Origin of the sequence: Bradyrhizobium sp. CCBAU 53421 (assembly GCF_015291625.1) — a bacterium.
Lineage (GTDB): Bacteria > Pseudomonadota > Alphaproteobacteria > Rhizobiales > Xanthobacteraceae > Bradyrhizobium.
The window spans coordinates 1,309,194-1,322,498 of record NZ_CP030047.1 but is presented as its reverse complement, the minus strand read 5'-3'; the positions used below and the strand labels follow the sequence as shown (position 1 = coordinate 1,322,498).

The 13,305-nt window shown below is 66.2% G+C and carries 12 protein-coding genes; 4 read left to right on the top strand and 8 right to left on the bottom strand.

Annotation, left to right across the window (positions count from 1 at the left end):
• Window positions 1–44 precede the first annotated feature (44 nt).
• Window positions 45–1,502, top strand: coding sequence for a glutamate synthase subunit beta (locus XH92_RS06195; RefSeq protein WP_194458452.1), 1,458 nt, complete (start codon window positions 45–47; stop codon window positions 1,500–1,502).
• A 178-nt stretch (window positions 1,503–1,680) separates the two neighbouring features.
• Here XH92_RS06195 and XH92_RS06190 read toward each other — a convergent pair whose 3' ends face one another.
• A complete protein-coding gene (locus XH92_RS06190; protein ID WP_194458451.1) occupies window positions 1,681–3,426 on the bottom strand; it encodes an outer membrane beta-barrel protein in 1,746 nt (581 codons plus the stop codon).
• A gap of 189 nt (window positions 3,427–3,615) precedes the next feature.
• On the opposite strand from XH92_RS06190, the gene XH92_RS06185 reads away from it, so the two are divergent.
• Window positions 3,616–4,626 carry an SIS domain-containing protein gene (locus XH92_RS06185; RefSeq protein WP_194458450.1) on the top strand — a complete coding sequence of 337 codons (1,011 nt, stop codon included), beginning with the start codon at window positions 3,616–3,618 and terminating at the stop codon, window positions 4,624–4,626.
• 137 nt (window positions 4,627–4,763) lie between these two features.
• On the opposite strand, the gene XH92_RS06180 is transcribed toward XH92_RS06185, so the two are convergent.
• Window positions 4,764–5,303 carry a carboxymuconolactone decarboxylase family protein gene (locus XH92_RS06180; protein ID WP_194458449.1) on the bottom strand — a complete coding sequence of 180 codons (540 nt, stop codon included), beginning with the start codon at window positions 5,301–5,303 and terminating at the stop codon, window positions 4,764–4,766.
• A gap of 104 nt (window positions 5,304–5,407) precedes the next feature.
• On the opposite strand from XH92_RS06180, the gene XH92_RS06175 reads away from it, so the two are divergent.
• Window positions 5,408–5,734 (top strand): helix-turn-helix domain-containing protein, encoded by a 327-nt coding sequence (locus XH92_RS06175; protein ID WP_194458448.1) that lies wholly within the window; start codon window positions 5,408–5,410, stop codon window positions 5,732–5,734.
• A 195-nt stretch (window positions 5,735–5,929) separates the two neighbouring features.
• Here the strand turns inward: XH92_RS06175 and XH92_RS06170 are convergent, their stop codons facing one another.
• The 3 genes from XH92_RS06170 to hemH form a co-directional block, all read right to left on the bottom strand.
• Window positions 5,930–6,376, bottom strand: a complete 447-nt coding sequence (locus XH92_RS06170; RefSeq protein ID WP_194458447.1) for an NfeD family protein — start codon at window positions 6,374–6,376, stop codon at window positions 5,930–5,932.
• 41 nt (window positions 6,377–6,417) lie between these two features.
• Window positions 6,418–7,419, bottom strand: coding sequence for an SPFH domain-containing protein (locus tag XH92_RS06165; RefSeq protein WP_194458446.1), 1,002 nt, complete (start codon window positions 7,417–7,419; stop codon window positions 6,418–6,420).
• Between the two features lie 183 nt (window positions 7,420–7,602).
• Window positions 7,603–8,640, bottom strand: coding sequence for a ferrochelatase (gene hemH, locus XH92_RS06160; RefSeq protein ID WP_194458445.1), 1,038 nt, complete (start codon window positions 8,638–8,640; stop codon window positions 7,603–7,605).
• A gap of 179 nt (window positions 8,641–8,819) precedes the next feature.
• Between hemH and XH92_RS06155 the strand changes: the two genes are divergently transcribed.
• Window positions 8,820–9,218, top strand: coding sequence for an MAPEG family protein (locus XH92_RS06155; protein WP_097676667.1), 399 nt, complete (start codon window positions 8,820–8,822; stop codon window positions 9,216–9,218).
• A gap of 137 nt (window positions 9,219–9,355) precedes the next feature.
• Here XH92_RS06155 and XH92_RS06150 read toward each other — a convergent pair whose 3' ends face one another.
• Genes XH92_RS06150 through XH92_RS06140 form a run of 3 tightly spaced genes read right to left on the bottom strand, consistent with a single transcriptional unit; the run spans window position 9,356 to window position 13,193 of the window.
• Window positions 9,356–10,468, bottom strand: a complete 1,113-nt coding sequence (locus XH92_RS06150; protein ID WP_371817956.1) for a nickel/cobalt transporter — start codon at window positions 10,466–10,468, stop codon at window positions 9,356–9,358.
• On the bottom strand, window positions 10,465–11,103 hold the full coding sequence (locus tag XH92_RS06145) for a DUF1007 family protein (protein ID WP_194461131.1): 639 nt from the start codon (window positions 11,101–11,103) through the stop codon (window positions 10,465–10,467). Before XH92_RS06145 ends, XH92_RS06150 begins: the two co-directional genes overlap by 4 nt.
• A 14-nt stretch (window positions 11,104–11,117) precedes the next feature.
• Window positions 11,118–13,193, bottom strand: coding sequence for a M3 family metallopeptidase (locus XH92_RS06140; RefSeq protein ID WP_194458443.1), 2,076 nt, complete (start codon window positions 13,191–13,193; stop codon window positions 11,118–11,120).
• Window positions 13,194–13,305 lie beyond the last annotated feature (112 nt).

Genomic DNA, 13,305 nt, shown 5'->3' with positions numbered 1-13,305 from the left:
CCCGGAATGACGGAACAACTGAGATGCAGGGGCATCGGGTTTCAATGGGCAAGATCACAGGTTTTCTCGAGATCGAGCGGCATGACCGCAAGTACGAGCCGGTCGCCGAGCGGCTCAAGAACTTCAACGAGTTCGTCATTCCGCTGAGCGAGAAGGACACGCGCGACCAGGCCGCGCGCTGCATGAATTGCGGCATCCCCTATTGCCACGGCACCGGCTCGACAGCGCCGGGCACGCCGGGCTGCCCGGTCAACAACCAGATCCCCGATTTCAACGACCTCGTCTATCAGGGCAACTGGGAAGAGGCCTCGCGCAACCTGCACTCGACCAACAATTTCCCCGAGTTCACCGGCCGCATCTGCCCGGCGCCGTGCGAAGCGTCCTGCACGCTGAACATCGACGACAACCCGGTCACCATCAAGACCATCGAATGCGCGATCGTCGACCGCGCCTGGGCCAATGGCTGGCTGAAGCCGGAGATCGCTGCGCAGAAGACCGGCAAGAAGGTCGCCGTGATCGGCTCCGGCCCGGCCGGCCTCGCCGCCGCGCAGCAGCTCGCGCGCGCCGGCCACGAGGTGCATGTCTACGAGAAGTTCGCCAAGGCCGGCGGCCTGCTGCGCTACGGCATTCCCGACTTCAAGATGGAGAAGGGCATCATCGACCGCCGCGTTCAGCAGATGGAAGCCGAGGGCGTCACCTTCCACTACGGCAAGGCCGTGGGCGGCTCGACGCCAGGTGCGATCGACCCGCAGGAGCTCGCCAAGCAGTATGACGCCGTGGCGCTGACCGGCGGCGCGGAAGCCCCGCGCGACCTGCCGATCCCGGGCCGCGACCTCGCCGGCATCCACTTCGCGATGGACTTCCTGCCGCAGCAGAACCGCCGCGTCTCCGGCGAGCCGCTGAACGGCACAGCCGACATCCTCGCCGGCGGCAAGCATGTCGTCGTGATCGGCGGCGGCGACACCGGTTCGGACTGCATCGGCACCTCGTTCCGGCAGGGCGCGAAGTCGGTGACTCAGCTCGAGATCATGCCGGCGCCGCCCGAGCACGAGAACAAGGGCGTGACCTGGCCGAACTGGCCGCTGAAGATGCGGACCTCGTCGAGCCAGGCCGAAGGCGCGGTGCGCGAATACGCCGTGCTGACCACGAAGTTCGAAGGCGTCGACGGCAAAGTGACAAAACTGCATTGCGTCAAGGTCGACGACAAGTTCAAGCCGCTGCCCGGCACCGAGTTCACGCTCGACGCCGAGCTGGTGCTGCTGGCGATGGGCTTCGTCCATCCGGTGCACGAGGGCCTGCTCAAGACGCTCGGCGTCGATCTCGACCAGCGCGGCAACGTCCGCGCCTCGCTGCACGACTACCAGACCTCGCGCGCCAAAATCTTCTCCGCCGGCGACATGCGCCGCGGCCAGTCGCTGGTCGTCTGGGCAATCCGCGAAGGCCGCCAGTGCGCGCGCTCGATCGACAGCTTCCTGATGGGCAAGACGGATTTGCCGGGGTAAGCGCTCCGGCCGTTGCGCTGGACTGCACATCACAAACCGAACTGTCATCGCCCGCGAAAGCGGGCGATCCAGTATTCCAGAGACGTCAGGGCTTGAACGGAGAGGCCGCAGCGTACCGGGTGCCCCGCCTTCGCGGGGCACGACACCTCATTGAGATGCGGCTTGCGCATCCTCGCCGCTAATTCTGCACCCGCACGCCGAGCATCACCACCGTCGATGCCGAGCTCTGTCCCGCGAGGTTCGAATCCAGCCAGTCGCGGCGGATGGTGCCCTTGATCCAAAGGCTGCGGGTCATCTTGTAGATCAGGTCGGCGGACACCGAGTAGATGGTGTCGTTGCGGTTGTCGCCCTTGTACTCGAGCGTGCCGTAGGTGAACTTGCCGATCGCGGTCAGCCAGCGGCGGAAGTCGTGGTCGACCTCGACGGTGTAGGTGCGCGACAGCACGCCGGAGGTGCCGGGCAGCGTGGTCTCGCCGAGCTGGGTGTCGGAATAGAATTTCGCCGTGGTCAACGGCGTCGCGGTCCAGGTCAGCGAGGCCGTGGTCAGCAGCCCCTCGAGCCGGTTGAGCCGCGTGTCGGCATAGTCGCGCATCGCATAGCCGATCGAGACCTCGCCGAACAATAGCCGCGTGAACTCGAACGAGGTTCCGGCCTTGGCGTAGCCGCCCGATGAATCGCGCGCGTAACCGGCGCGATCGAGGAAGAGATCGTGGACGCGGCTGTCGCCCTGCACCTCGATGAACGGCTTCACCGCCGGGTTGAGCTCGTAGCTGACGCGGCCGATGCCGCCATATTGCGAGAAGTTGCGGTCGTCGTTCGACGACGAGGTGCCGTCGGTCAGCTTCGACCACTGATAATCGGTGCGGTCGACGGTGGCGCCGAGCGAGACCTGCATGCGGTTGAAATGCTGGTCGATGCCGAAGGTACCGCCGACCGTGGAGTAGAGCGGATATTTGGCAAGGCCGGCCTGCACGTTCGGGCTGCCGGGATTGTCGGTCGAGACCAGCATGCGGGCCTGCGCCGTCAGATGCGTGTCCTTGCTGACATCGATGCGGCCGTCGATATGGCCGGTGAAGCTCGGGCGATCGATGTCGAGCGGCGCCGACAACGGCGTGCCGTCAATCGGCGTCAGCTGGGAGCCGTAGCCGGTGAACGAGCCGCGCAGATCGGCGACGACGGCGTGACGCTCCCAGTCCGACATCGCGACGAATTCCGGCGCGACCATGTAGAACGCCTTGCCCTGCGGCGAATTCAAGCGGCCCGGATTGGTGTCGTAGCCCGCCATCACCTCGACCGCGGTCTTGACCATGAACGAGCCGGCGTAATCGCCGACCGCACCGAACGGATCGTCGTCGAGCTTGAGCCGCCTGCGCGCCGGCTGGCCGACGATGGTGCCGGCCATCGCCGGCGGCAGCGGCGGCTTGCTGGCGGTCTCCGAGGGCGGGATCGACAGCCGCAATTGCCCGGCCGCGGTCAATGGCGGCGGCGTGGGCACCGGCGAGCCCGGTCCCGGCGGCGGCTTCGGCTTGGCCTGGCCCGGATAATATTTCGGCTTGAGGCGCTTCCGGTTGAGCGAGTCATAGCCGGATGTCGCGGCGCCGTTGGCGGCCGGCAGGCCATAGGTCGGCACCTGTCCGACGCGCTCCGGCGATGACGACGACGAGGCACGCCGGCTTGGATCGGCGTCCGGCAGCTGCAGGCCGTTGAGCGGATCCATGGCATCGGCCGTGGTCCGGCGCAGCGGCGAGTCCTGGGTGACGATCTGGCTCTGCCGGTTAGGGCTGAACAGATCGGGCGTCACGGTCTGGGCGTTGGCGGTCCCGGTCGTCGCGCTCAGCGCAAGAGCAGTCGGCAAAAGGCATGGCAAGACCACGCGAACGAGGCGTCCGCGCCGATTTGGGCCGCTTGCTGGCCGCCGCCACACGATGGAAATACCCCAACGAATTCATGCACTTGACGTACGCATCTCGCCGGGCGGCGAAAAACGTCGTTAATGGAGTTAAAACAATTATGGTTAATGAGCCGTTGAGGATCCGCCGCCGCGCGTCGCATCGCGGAATCGAACGTGCTAAGGGAGACACCCGGGTGCAAAACCCCTCCCCTGGAATCCGAAATGGCCAAACCGAAACCGCTGATGACCAAATCATCCGGCCCCGATGACGGCGCCGTTCAGTCGGCGCTCCGCACCCTCGATGCTGAAGCCAGCGGCGTCGCTGCGCTCTCCGCGGCACTTAAGTCCGACCTCGGCGCGGCGTTCACGGCGGCGGCCGAGCTGATCTGCAAGGCCAGGGGCCGGCTGATCGTCACCGGGCTCGGCAAGTCGGGCCATATCGGCCGCAAGATCGCCGCGACCTTCGCCTCGACCGGCACGCCGGCCTTCTTCGTGCACACCGCCGAGGCGAGCCACGGCGATCTCGGCATGATCACGGCCGACGACGCGATCCTGGCGCTGTCATGGTCCGGCGAGCAGCCGGAGATGCGCAACCTGATCGCCTACGCCGCGCGCTTCGGCATCCCGCTGATCGCGATGACCGCCGACAAGGACTCGACGCTGAGCAAGGCGGCCGACGTGCAGCTGACGCTGCCCAAGGCCCGCGAGGCCTGCCCGCACAATCTCGCCCCGACCACCTCCTCGCTGATGATGCTGGCGCTCGGCGATGCGCTGGCGATCGCGCTGCTCGAAGGCCGCGGCTTCACCTCGACCGATTTCAGCGTGCTGCATCCGGGCGGCAAGCTCGGCGCGCTGCTGAAATATGCCCGCGACCTCATGCACAGCGGCGACGCGCTGCCGCTGAAGCCGCTCGGCACCAAGATGTCGGACGCGCTGGTCGAGATGACATCCAAGGGCTTTGGCTGCGTCGGCATCGTCGACCGCCACGGCCATCTCGCCGGCATCGTCACCGACGGCGATTTGCGCCGGCAGCTGACGCGCGCTGACCTGCTGACGCTGTCGGTCGACGAGGTCATGACCAAAACCCCGAAGACGATCGGCCGCGACACGCTGGCCGGCGAAGCGCTGGAGCTGCTCAACGCCTCGAAGATCACGACGCTGATCGTGACCGATGCGAAGAAGCCGGTCGGCATCATCCATCTGCACGATCTGCTGCGCGCCGGCGTGGCGTAGGCCACGCTTCGCTCCGTCGTTGCGAGCCAACGGGTCGCGCGAACACGCGCCCGATGACAGGCTCCGCGAAGCAATCCATCTCTTCTCTTGCGGAGGCATGGATTGCTTCGTCGCTTCGCTCCTCGCAATGACGACGGTTATGTCGGAAATCTTGCCGCCGTCGCCTCCAGCGGCAGGGCCAGCGCGTTGGCGAGGTAGGAGACGGTGCGGTAGAAGCCGCACAGCAGGATGATCTCCAGCACCTGATCGTCGTCGTAATGCGCCGACAGGGACGCGTATTCCGCATCATCCAGCGTCGCGCGCGCATGCAGCGCATCGACCGCGGCGATCAACGCCTGTTCGGCCGGCGACCAGCAATCGGCATCGGCCGCACCGCGCACGGTGGCGTGGACCTGCTGCTCCGACAGGGCGGCGGCGGCGCCGAACGCGGTGACATGTACGCCCCATTCGTATTCGCATTTGTTGAGCGCGCAGGTGCGGTCGATCACGATCTCGCGCTCCCGCAACGGCAGCGGCCCGCGGTCGAGCAGGCCGCCGCCGCGGAACTTCTCCCAAGCGCGCGGATGGGCCGCCATCATGCGGAACAGCACCAGCGGCGGCTTTCCGCGCATGATGCGGTCGAAATGCTGTTGAACGTCCGCCGCGTAGGGCGGATCGAGTGGCGCAATGCGTGACATGGGCTGATCTCGTTGCTACATTTACTGTAGCGAAACGCTACAATATCTGTAGCGATCGCCGCAAGAGAGATTCGCGCAAGCGATATTGAAGAGGGATTCGCGACATGGCGCAGCAGGCTCCGACCGCAAGACCCGGCGTCCGCGGCTCGCGGACCGGCCGCCCGATCATGGCGCTGCTCGATCTGTTGGGGCGGCGCTGGACCTTGCGCATCGTCTGGGAGCTGCGCGAGAGCGCGCTGACCTCGCGCGCGCTGCGCACCGCCTGCGACGAGGCCTCACCGACCATCCTGCAGACGCGGTTGACCGAGCTGCGCGAGTCGGGGTTCGTCGAGCTGACGGAGGATGGTTACAGCCTCACCGCGCTCGGCCGGGAGCTGTTCCAGACCTTCACCCCGCTCAACCGCTTCGCCGAGCGCTGGAGCAAGCTCTAATTTTCTCCCTCTCCCCGTTCTTACGGGTCGAGACGAGCGAAGCTCGCTCTTAGAGGGTTGGGGTGAGGGGCTCCCTCCGCGAGCGAGCCGATCGTTGGGACCTGTACCCCCTCACCCGGATCGCATCTGACGATGCGATCCGACCTCTCCCCGCAGGCGGGGAGAGGTGAAAGCAAGAGCGTCGCTCGATAAGGGCTAGACCGCGGCCACCGTCAGGCTGGCGCCGTCGGCGCGGACTACCTTCACCCGGCTGCCGGCCGGCGCATCGGGGCCGGCGACGCGCCAGACCGTGTCGTCGATCCGCACCGTGCCCGATCCATCGACGATCGGCCTCTCCAGCGTGAATTCGCGGCCGACCAGCGCTTCGTTGCGGCGGTTGAGGAACGGGTTGGTCTTGCTCGCCTCGGTGGCTCCCTTCGCGAAATGCCGCCACGCCGGTACCGCGAGCGCGGCGAACACCGCGAACATCAGGAGCTGCATCTGCCAGGACGGTGTGAACACGAACGACAGCAGGCCGACCAGGAGCGCCGCGAGCCCGAGCCAGAACAGGAACACCCCGGGCGCCGCGAGCTCCAGCGCCATCAGGATGAAGCCGAAGATCAGCCAGTTCCAGGTACCCAATGTCGAAAACATCTCGGCCATGACGTGACCTCTATCATTGCGTGCGCGATGCCATCACACCCTTACCGCTGCGGCACCGGCGGCGGCGGGGTGGGACCTGCCGGCGGCACCGAGCCGCCGCGCCGGGCCGCGGCCGTGGCGGATGCCGCGCTCTCGCCGAAGGTGGCGCGGGCGATCTCGCCGATGCCGGCCAGCGAGCCCAGCACGCTCGAGGTCTCGATCGGCAGCATCAGGACCTTCTGGTTCGGCGACTCCGCGAGTTGGCCGAACGCCTTGATGTACTTGTCGGCGATGAAATAGTTCAGCGCGGCGACATCGCCCTTGGCGATCGACTCCGACACCATCTGGGTCGCCTTGGCCTCGGCCTCGGCGAGACGCTCGCGCGCCTCGGCGTCGCGGAAGGCGGCCTCGCGGCGGCCCTCGGCCTGGAGGATCTGGCCCTGCTTGGCGCCTTCGGCGCGCAGGATCTCGGACTGCCGCTGACCTTCCGCTTGCAAGATGTCGGCGCGCTTGACGCGCTCGGCCTTCATCTGCCGGCCCATCGCCTCGACGAGGTCGGCCGGCGGCACGATGTCCTTGATCTCGATGCGGTTGACCTTGACGCCCCACGGCGACACCGCGGCGTCGACCACGCGCAGCAGCCGCTCGTTGATCTCGTCGCGATGCGACAGCACCTGGTCGAGATCCATCGAGCCCATCACCGAGCGGATGTTGGTCATGGTCAGGACGGTGATAGCCTGGTTGAGATTGGCAACCTCGTAGCTCGCTTTCGCGGCATCGAACACCTGGTAGAAGGCGACGCCGTCCACCGTGACGGTGGCGTTGTCCTTGGTGATCACCTCCTGCTCGGGGATGTTGATCACCTGCTCCATCATGTTGATCTTGCGCCCGATGCGATCGAAATACGGCACGATGAGATTGAGGCCGGGCGACAGCGTGCGGGTGTATTTGCCGAACCGCTCGATGGTCCAGTCGAAGCCCTGCGGAACGGTCTTGATCCCGGCGAACAGCGTGACGATGACGAGAAGAACAAATGCGATCGCGAAAACGTCGAAGCCAGTCATGAAGTCCTCCAGGGCCCAGCGAGACCGTCGCCAGCGCGGTCGTGCATTGGTCGGCAGGACCGCTTCGCCGGTTCAGCCGGCTGTTGTTCTCCCTAGCACATAGGAAGCTGCTGTCCGACTACCAGGGGCGAGCGAATAGCCGCGTCCGCCGTCACCGATCGTTAACAATCAGATCCGGTATTCTCAGATCCAGCCCTGAAGCTCGCGCAGCACGAGCTGGCGGATCACGTCCATGCCGCCGTCGCTGTCGTTGAGGCAGGGGACGGCTGCGAACTGCTCGCCGCCATTGTGCCGGAAGATCTCGGCGTTCTCCTGCGCGATTTCCTCCAACGTCTCCAGGCAATCCGCGGAGAAGCCGGGCGTCACCACGGCCATTCGCCGCACGCCGTCCCTGGCCAGCTTCTCGACCGTCTTGTCGGTATAGGGCTGCAGCCACTCGGCATTGCCGAAGCGCGACTGGAAGGTCAGGATCAGCCGCGAAGGATCGAGCCCGAGCCGCTTGCGCAGCGCGTTGGTCGTGGCGATGCACTGCACCTGATAGGGATCGCCCTTGTCGACATATTCCTTCGGCATGCCGTGGAACGAGGCGAGGATGATCTCGGGCTGGAACGGCAATGTCGCGAGATGCGCGTTGATCGAGACCGCGAGCGCCTCGATGTAATCAGGATCATCGTAGTAAGGCGGCGTCACCCGCAGGATCGGCTGCGCGCGCATGCCGGCCAGCACGCGAAACGCCTCGTCGCAGACGGTCGCCGACGTCGCCGCCGAATATTGCGGATAGAGCGGCACCAGCAGCAGCCGGCCGCAGCCCTGTGCCGCAAGCGCCTCGATGCGCTCCTTGATCGACGGATTGCCGTAGCGCATCGCCCAGTCGATCACGACATGGTCATGATCGGCGATCGCCTCCGCCAGCTTGTCGGCCTGCGAGCGCGTGATGGTCTTCAGCGGCGACTCGTTCTTCTCGGTGTTCCAGATCTTCAGATAGTCCTGCGCCTTGCGGGCCGGGCGCACGCGCAGGATGATGCCGTTGAGGATCAGCTTCCAAAGCAGGCCCTGGTCCTCGATCACCCGCGGATCGGACAGGAATTCCCTTAGATAGACCCGCACGCCGGCGGCATCCGCCGTATCCGGCGTGCCGAGATTGACCAGCAGCACGCCGACGCGCTCCGGCTTCGGCGCCGCGGCAGGCTTCGCGCTCTCGAACGGGATCACCGTGCTCATGATGGCCTTGCGCCTGAAGTCCTTCGCTTGGGGGCTTTGGGCTTCGCGCGTTGCTCCAACCTTGTCAAGCCGAGTGCCGGTTGGCTACGTTCCCGTCCCGAAGCAGAGCTTTTGTTTTGACGCGTTTTCTTGACGCGAACCGGGTCCCACTTCGCTCGAAAACGCTTCTGGGAGGAACCATGACGATCGCCGAATGGTGCGTCTTCGGGACGCTGCTGCTCTCGCTGCTGACGATCGTATCGGTGAAATGGGCCGGCATCCGCGGTTTCGACAATTCGAAACCTCGCGATCCGGATTTCTACGACGACCCGATCCGCTCGCGGGCGCTCGGCGCCCACCAGAACGGCATCGAGGCCTTCCCGTTCTTCGCCTTCGCCGTGCTGCTCGCCGAATTCCGCGTCGGCCCGCTGCGGCTGATCGACGAGCTCGCCGTGCTGTTCCTGATCGTGCGGATCGCCTACGTCTTCACCTATATCGGCAACCGCCCGACGCTGCGCTCGATCCTCTGGAGCATCGGCTTTGCGATCAACATCGCGATCTTCCTGCTGCCGGCGATCAGGGGCTATCTGACGAGTTGAGCGTCAGTTTGCTCCCTCACCGTCATCCTGAGGAGCGCGTAGCGCGTCTCGAAGGATGCACGGCCCGGCCGGTGGCCGTCGACCCTTCGAGACGCGCTACGCGCTCCTCAGGGTGACGGATCACGTAGAGTGGAGCCCTACAGGCACGTCGCCCGCTCGGCCGCGACGTAACCGAACAACAGCCCGAGTCCGAACAGCAGCACGAGGCCCGCGGCGGCGAACTCCAGGCCACGCATGATCACCGTGCCGCCGCCGTCGCGCGCCGCACTCAGCCGCTCGGCCAGGCCGCGCGCCGACACCGCGACCAGCGCGATTGCCGCCACGGTGATGGCAGTCCCGAGCCCCATCACGAAGGTCGCGGCGATACCGGCCCAGAACAGGCCCTGCGCCAGCGCGAACACCAGCACCAGGATCGCTCCCGAGCACGGGCGGATTCCTACGGTCAGGATCGCGCCGAGGCCGCGCCGCCAGCCGCCGGGACCGGCGAGCTCGGCCGGCGTCGGCCCGTGCGAATGGCCGCAATGCTCGTCATGCACGTGCTGCGCGTCATGCTCGTGACCGTGGCCGTGATGATGATGGCCATGATCGTCATGCGCGTGGCGATGATGGTGATCATGGCCATGGTGATCGTGGTCATGGTGGCCGTGGTCGTGATGATGCGCGCCGGCCATCGCCAGCGCCGGCCGCGGCGCCTGCAGCGCGCGGAAGAAGCCGCCGCCCTTGACCCAGACCAGCCGGGCGCCGAATGCTGCGATCAGCGCGTAGCTTGCGATCTCGATCGCCTTCTCCGCCCCGCACATGGTCTTCGCCGTCGCGTTGAGCAGCCAGGCGCAGACCCCGACGATCAGAACGGCGACCAGCGACTGCATCAGCGCCGAGGCGAACGACAGCACGATGCCGCGCCGCGCGGTCTCGCGATTGGCGACCATATAGGACGAGATCACCGCCTTGCCGTGGCCGGGGCCGGCGGCATGGAAAATCCCGTAGGCAAACGAGATCACGAGCAGCGTCCAGACCGCCGAACCGTCGGATTTCGCGGCGCGGATCGCCTGCGAGATCTCGCGATAGAACTCCGACTGCTTTGCCAACAGCCAGCCGACAATGCCGCCCTGCGGCTCCGCCGCGCGCGGCGCGCCGAACGGATTCTGTGCCAGCAGCGCATGAACCGCACCGTCGAGCACCGCGACTGCGACCAAGACCGCAGCGGACATGGCAAGGCCACGCATCGCGCGGGAGGCGATCGGCATCATGGACAATCCACCGTGATCTTGTTGGCGAACATCATGCCGAAATTGGCGTTGCCGCCGTCGAGGAAGTTCTGCTCGCCGAGCTTCTGCGCGGCGGCAGTGCCGTCACTATTCGGCCGCTCGAACTGCATCTTGCAGTCGGTAGCGGCGCCGACCAGCTTGACCGGCTCCTTCTCCGCGAACTGGAAGTCGATGAAGTAGGTCGGGTCGAACACTTCGAGCGCGAGCTGCCTCGCCTTGAACGGCGTCTTCACCGGCAGGGTGAAGTGCAGTGTCAGCGCCGAATCCTTGTATTCGAGGAAGTAGTCGACCGGCTCGGTGAACTTCTGCTTCTTGCCGTCGCCCTTGGCGAAGGTGAAGTAGGCGTATTCCTTCAGCGACTCGACATTGGTCTGCGCCAGCGGCGCGAGCTCCTCGCGGCTGTAGGTCCCCTTCACCTTGGCCTCGATGCCCTGCAGCGCATAGGTCGAGAACATGTCGTCGAAGGTCCAGGCGTGGCGGACCGCGGTGATGGTGCCGTCGGGCGCGTAGATCAGTTCGCTTTTGGCGACGATCCAGACATGCGGATGGGCCTCGGCGGCCGCCGTGCCGAGCGCGACGGACACCGCAAGCACGAGCCAGGCGACCAGGCGATTCACGGGCTGCCGCACCGTCAGGCCGCCTCAGGCGTCTCGAGCAGGCCGCGCCGGCGCAGCAGCGCATCCGGCTCGGGCTCGCGGCCGCGGAACGCGACATAGGCCTCCTCCGGATCGCGCGAGCCGCCCGACGAATAGATGTCGTCATGCAGCCGCTTGGCGGTCGCGGGATCGAAGATGTCGCCGGCCTCCTCGAAGGCGCCGAACGCATCGGCGTCCATCACCTCCGACCACATGTAGCTGTAGTAGCCGGACGCATAGTGGTCGCCGGAGAAGATGTGGCCGAACTGGGTCGGCCGGTGCCGCAGCGAGATCTCGGCGGGCATACCGATCTTCTCCAGCTCCTTCTGCTCGAAGGCGCGGACGTCCCAGCTCGCCGCCGCCGGCTGGGTGTGGAATTCGAGGTCGACCAGCGCCGAGGAGACGAACTCCACGGTGGCAAAGCCCTGGTTGAACTTGCGCGCGGCGAGGAAGCGCTTGAGCAGGTCGTCGGGCAGCGCCTCTCCGGTCTGGTAGTGGCGGGCGAAGCGCTGCAGCACCTCGGGCCGCTCCTGCCAGTGCTCGTAGAGTTGCGAGGGCAGCTCGACGAAGTCGGTGAACACTGAGGTGCCCGACAGCGACGGATAGGTCACGTTGGAGAGCATGCCGTGCAGGCCATGGCCGAACTCGTGGAACAGGGTCCGCGCTTCGTCCGGCGACAGCAGCGACGGCGCGCCGTCGGCGCCCTTGGCGAAGTTGCAGACATTGATGACCAGCGGCGCGACGTCGCCGTCGAGCTTCTGCTGATCGCGCAGTGAAGTCATCCAGGCGCCGGAGCGCTTCGACGGCCGCGCGAAGTAATCGCCGTAGAACAGCGCCTTGTGCTGGCCGTCGCGGCCCTTGACCTCCCAGACCCGCACATCCGGATGCCACACCGGGACGTCCTTGCGCTCGGCGAAGGTGACGCCGAACAGGCGGGTGGCGCAATCGAACGCGGCCTCGATCATGTGATCGAGCACCAGGTACGGCTTGATCGCGGAATCGTCGAAATTGGCTTTGGCCTGGCGCAGCTTCTCGGCGTAGTAGCGCCAGTCCCAGGCCGCCAAAGTGAAATTGCCGCCCTCTTCGGTGATCAGCGCCTGCAGCGCATCGCGGTCGGCGAGCGCCCGCGCCCGCGCCGGCTTCCAGACCCGCTCCAGCAGGCCGCGCACCGCCTCCGGCGTCTTGGCCATGGAATCCTCGAGGCGATAGGCGGCGTAGGTCGGGAAGCCCAGGATCTTCGCGGTCTCCTCGCGCAGCCTGAGGATCTCCACGATGGTCGCATTGTTGTCGTTGGCGTTGCCGTTGTCGCCGCGGGCCGTGAAGGCCTTGTAGACCTTCTCGCGCAGGTCGCGCCGCGACGAGCTCTGCAGGAACGGCTCGACCGAGGAGCGCGACAGCGTCACGATCGCCTTGCCGGCCATGCCGCGCTCTTCCGCCGCAGCCTTGGCCGCCGCCACAAATGTGTCGGACAGGCCGGCGCGATCGCCCTCGCCGAGCTCCATGGACCACTCCTGCTCGTCGCCGAGCAGATGGTGGCTGAACGAGGTGCCGAGATGGGCGAGGCGCTCGTTGATCTCGGCCATGCGGGCCTTGGCCGCGTCGTCGAGCCCGGCGCCGGAGCGGCGGAAGCGGGTGTAGGTGCGCTCCAGGAGCCGCATCTGCTCGCCGGTCAGGCCGAGCGAGGCGCGCTTTTCATGCAGCATGGCGATGCGGCCAAACAGCACAGCGTTCATCATGATCGGATTCCAGTGCCGCGCCATTCGGGGCGACACCTCCTTGTCGATCTCCAGGATCGCCGGGCTCGAATGGGCCGAGACCAGATCGTAGAACACGGCCGAGACCTTCGACAGCAGCTTGCCGGAACGCTCCAGCGCCGTGATGGTGTTGTCGAAGTCGGGCAGCGCCGGATCGTGGGTGATCGCAGCCACTTCAGCCGAATGGTCGGCGAAGGCCTGCTCGAAGGCGGGCAGGAAATGCTCCGGCTTGATCTCGGCGAAAGGCGGCGTCTCGAGCGGCGTCTGCCACGCCTTCAGGAGGGGGTTGGCTTGAGCCTCTGCGCTGGTTTCTGACATCGAATGTCCCGTTTTTCGCCTTGAAAATGCGGCCCAATCTATATCACGCGATACGGCATTTTTGGGCCTTTTGCGCTTGATAGATGGGCACTTTTCGGAGAGATTGCGCCCC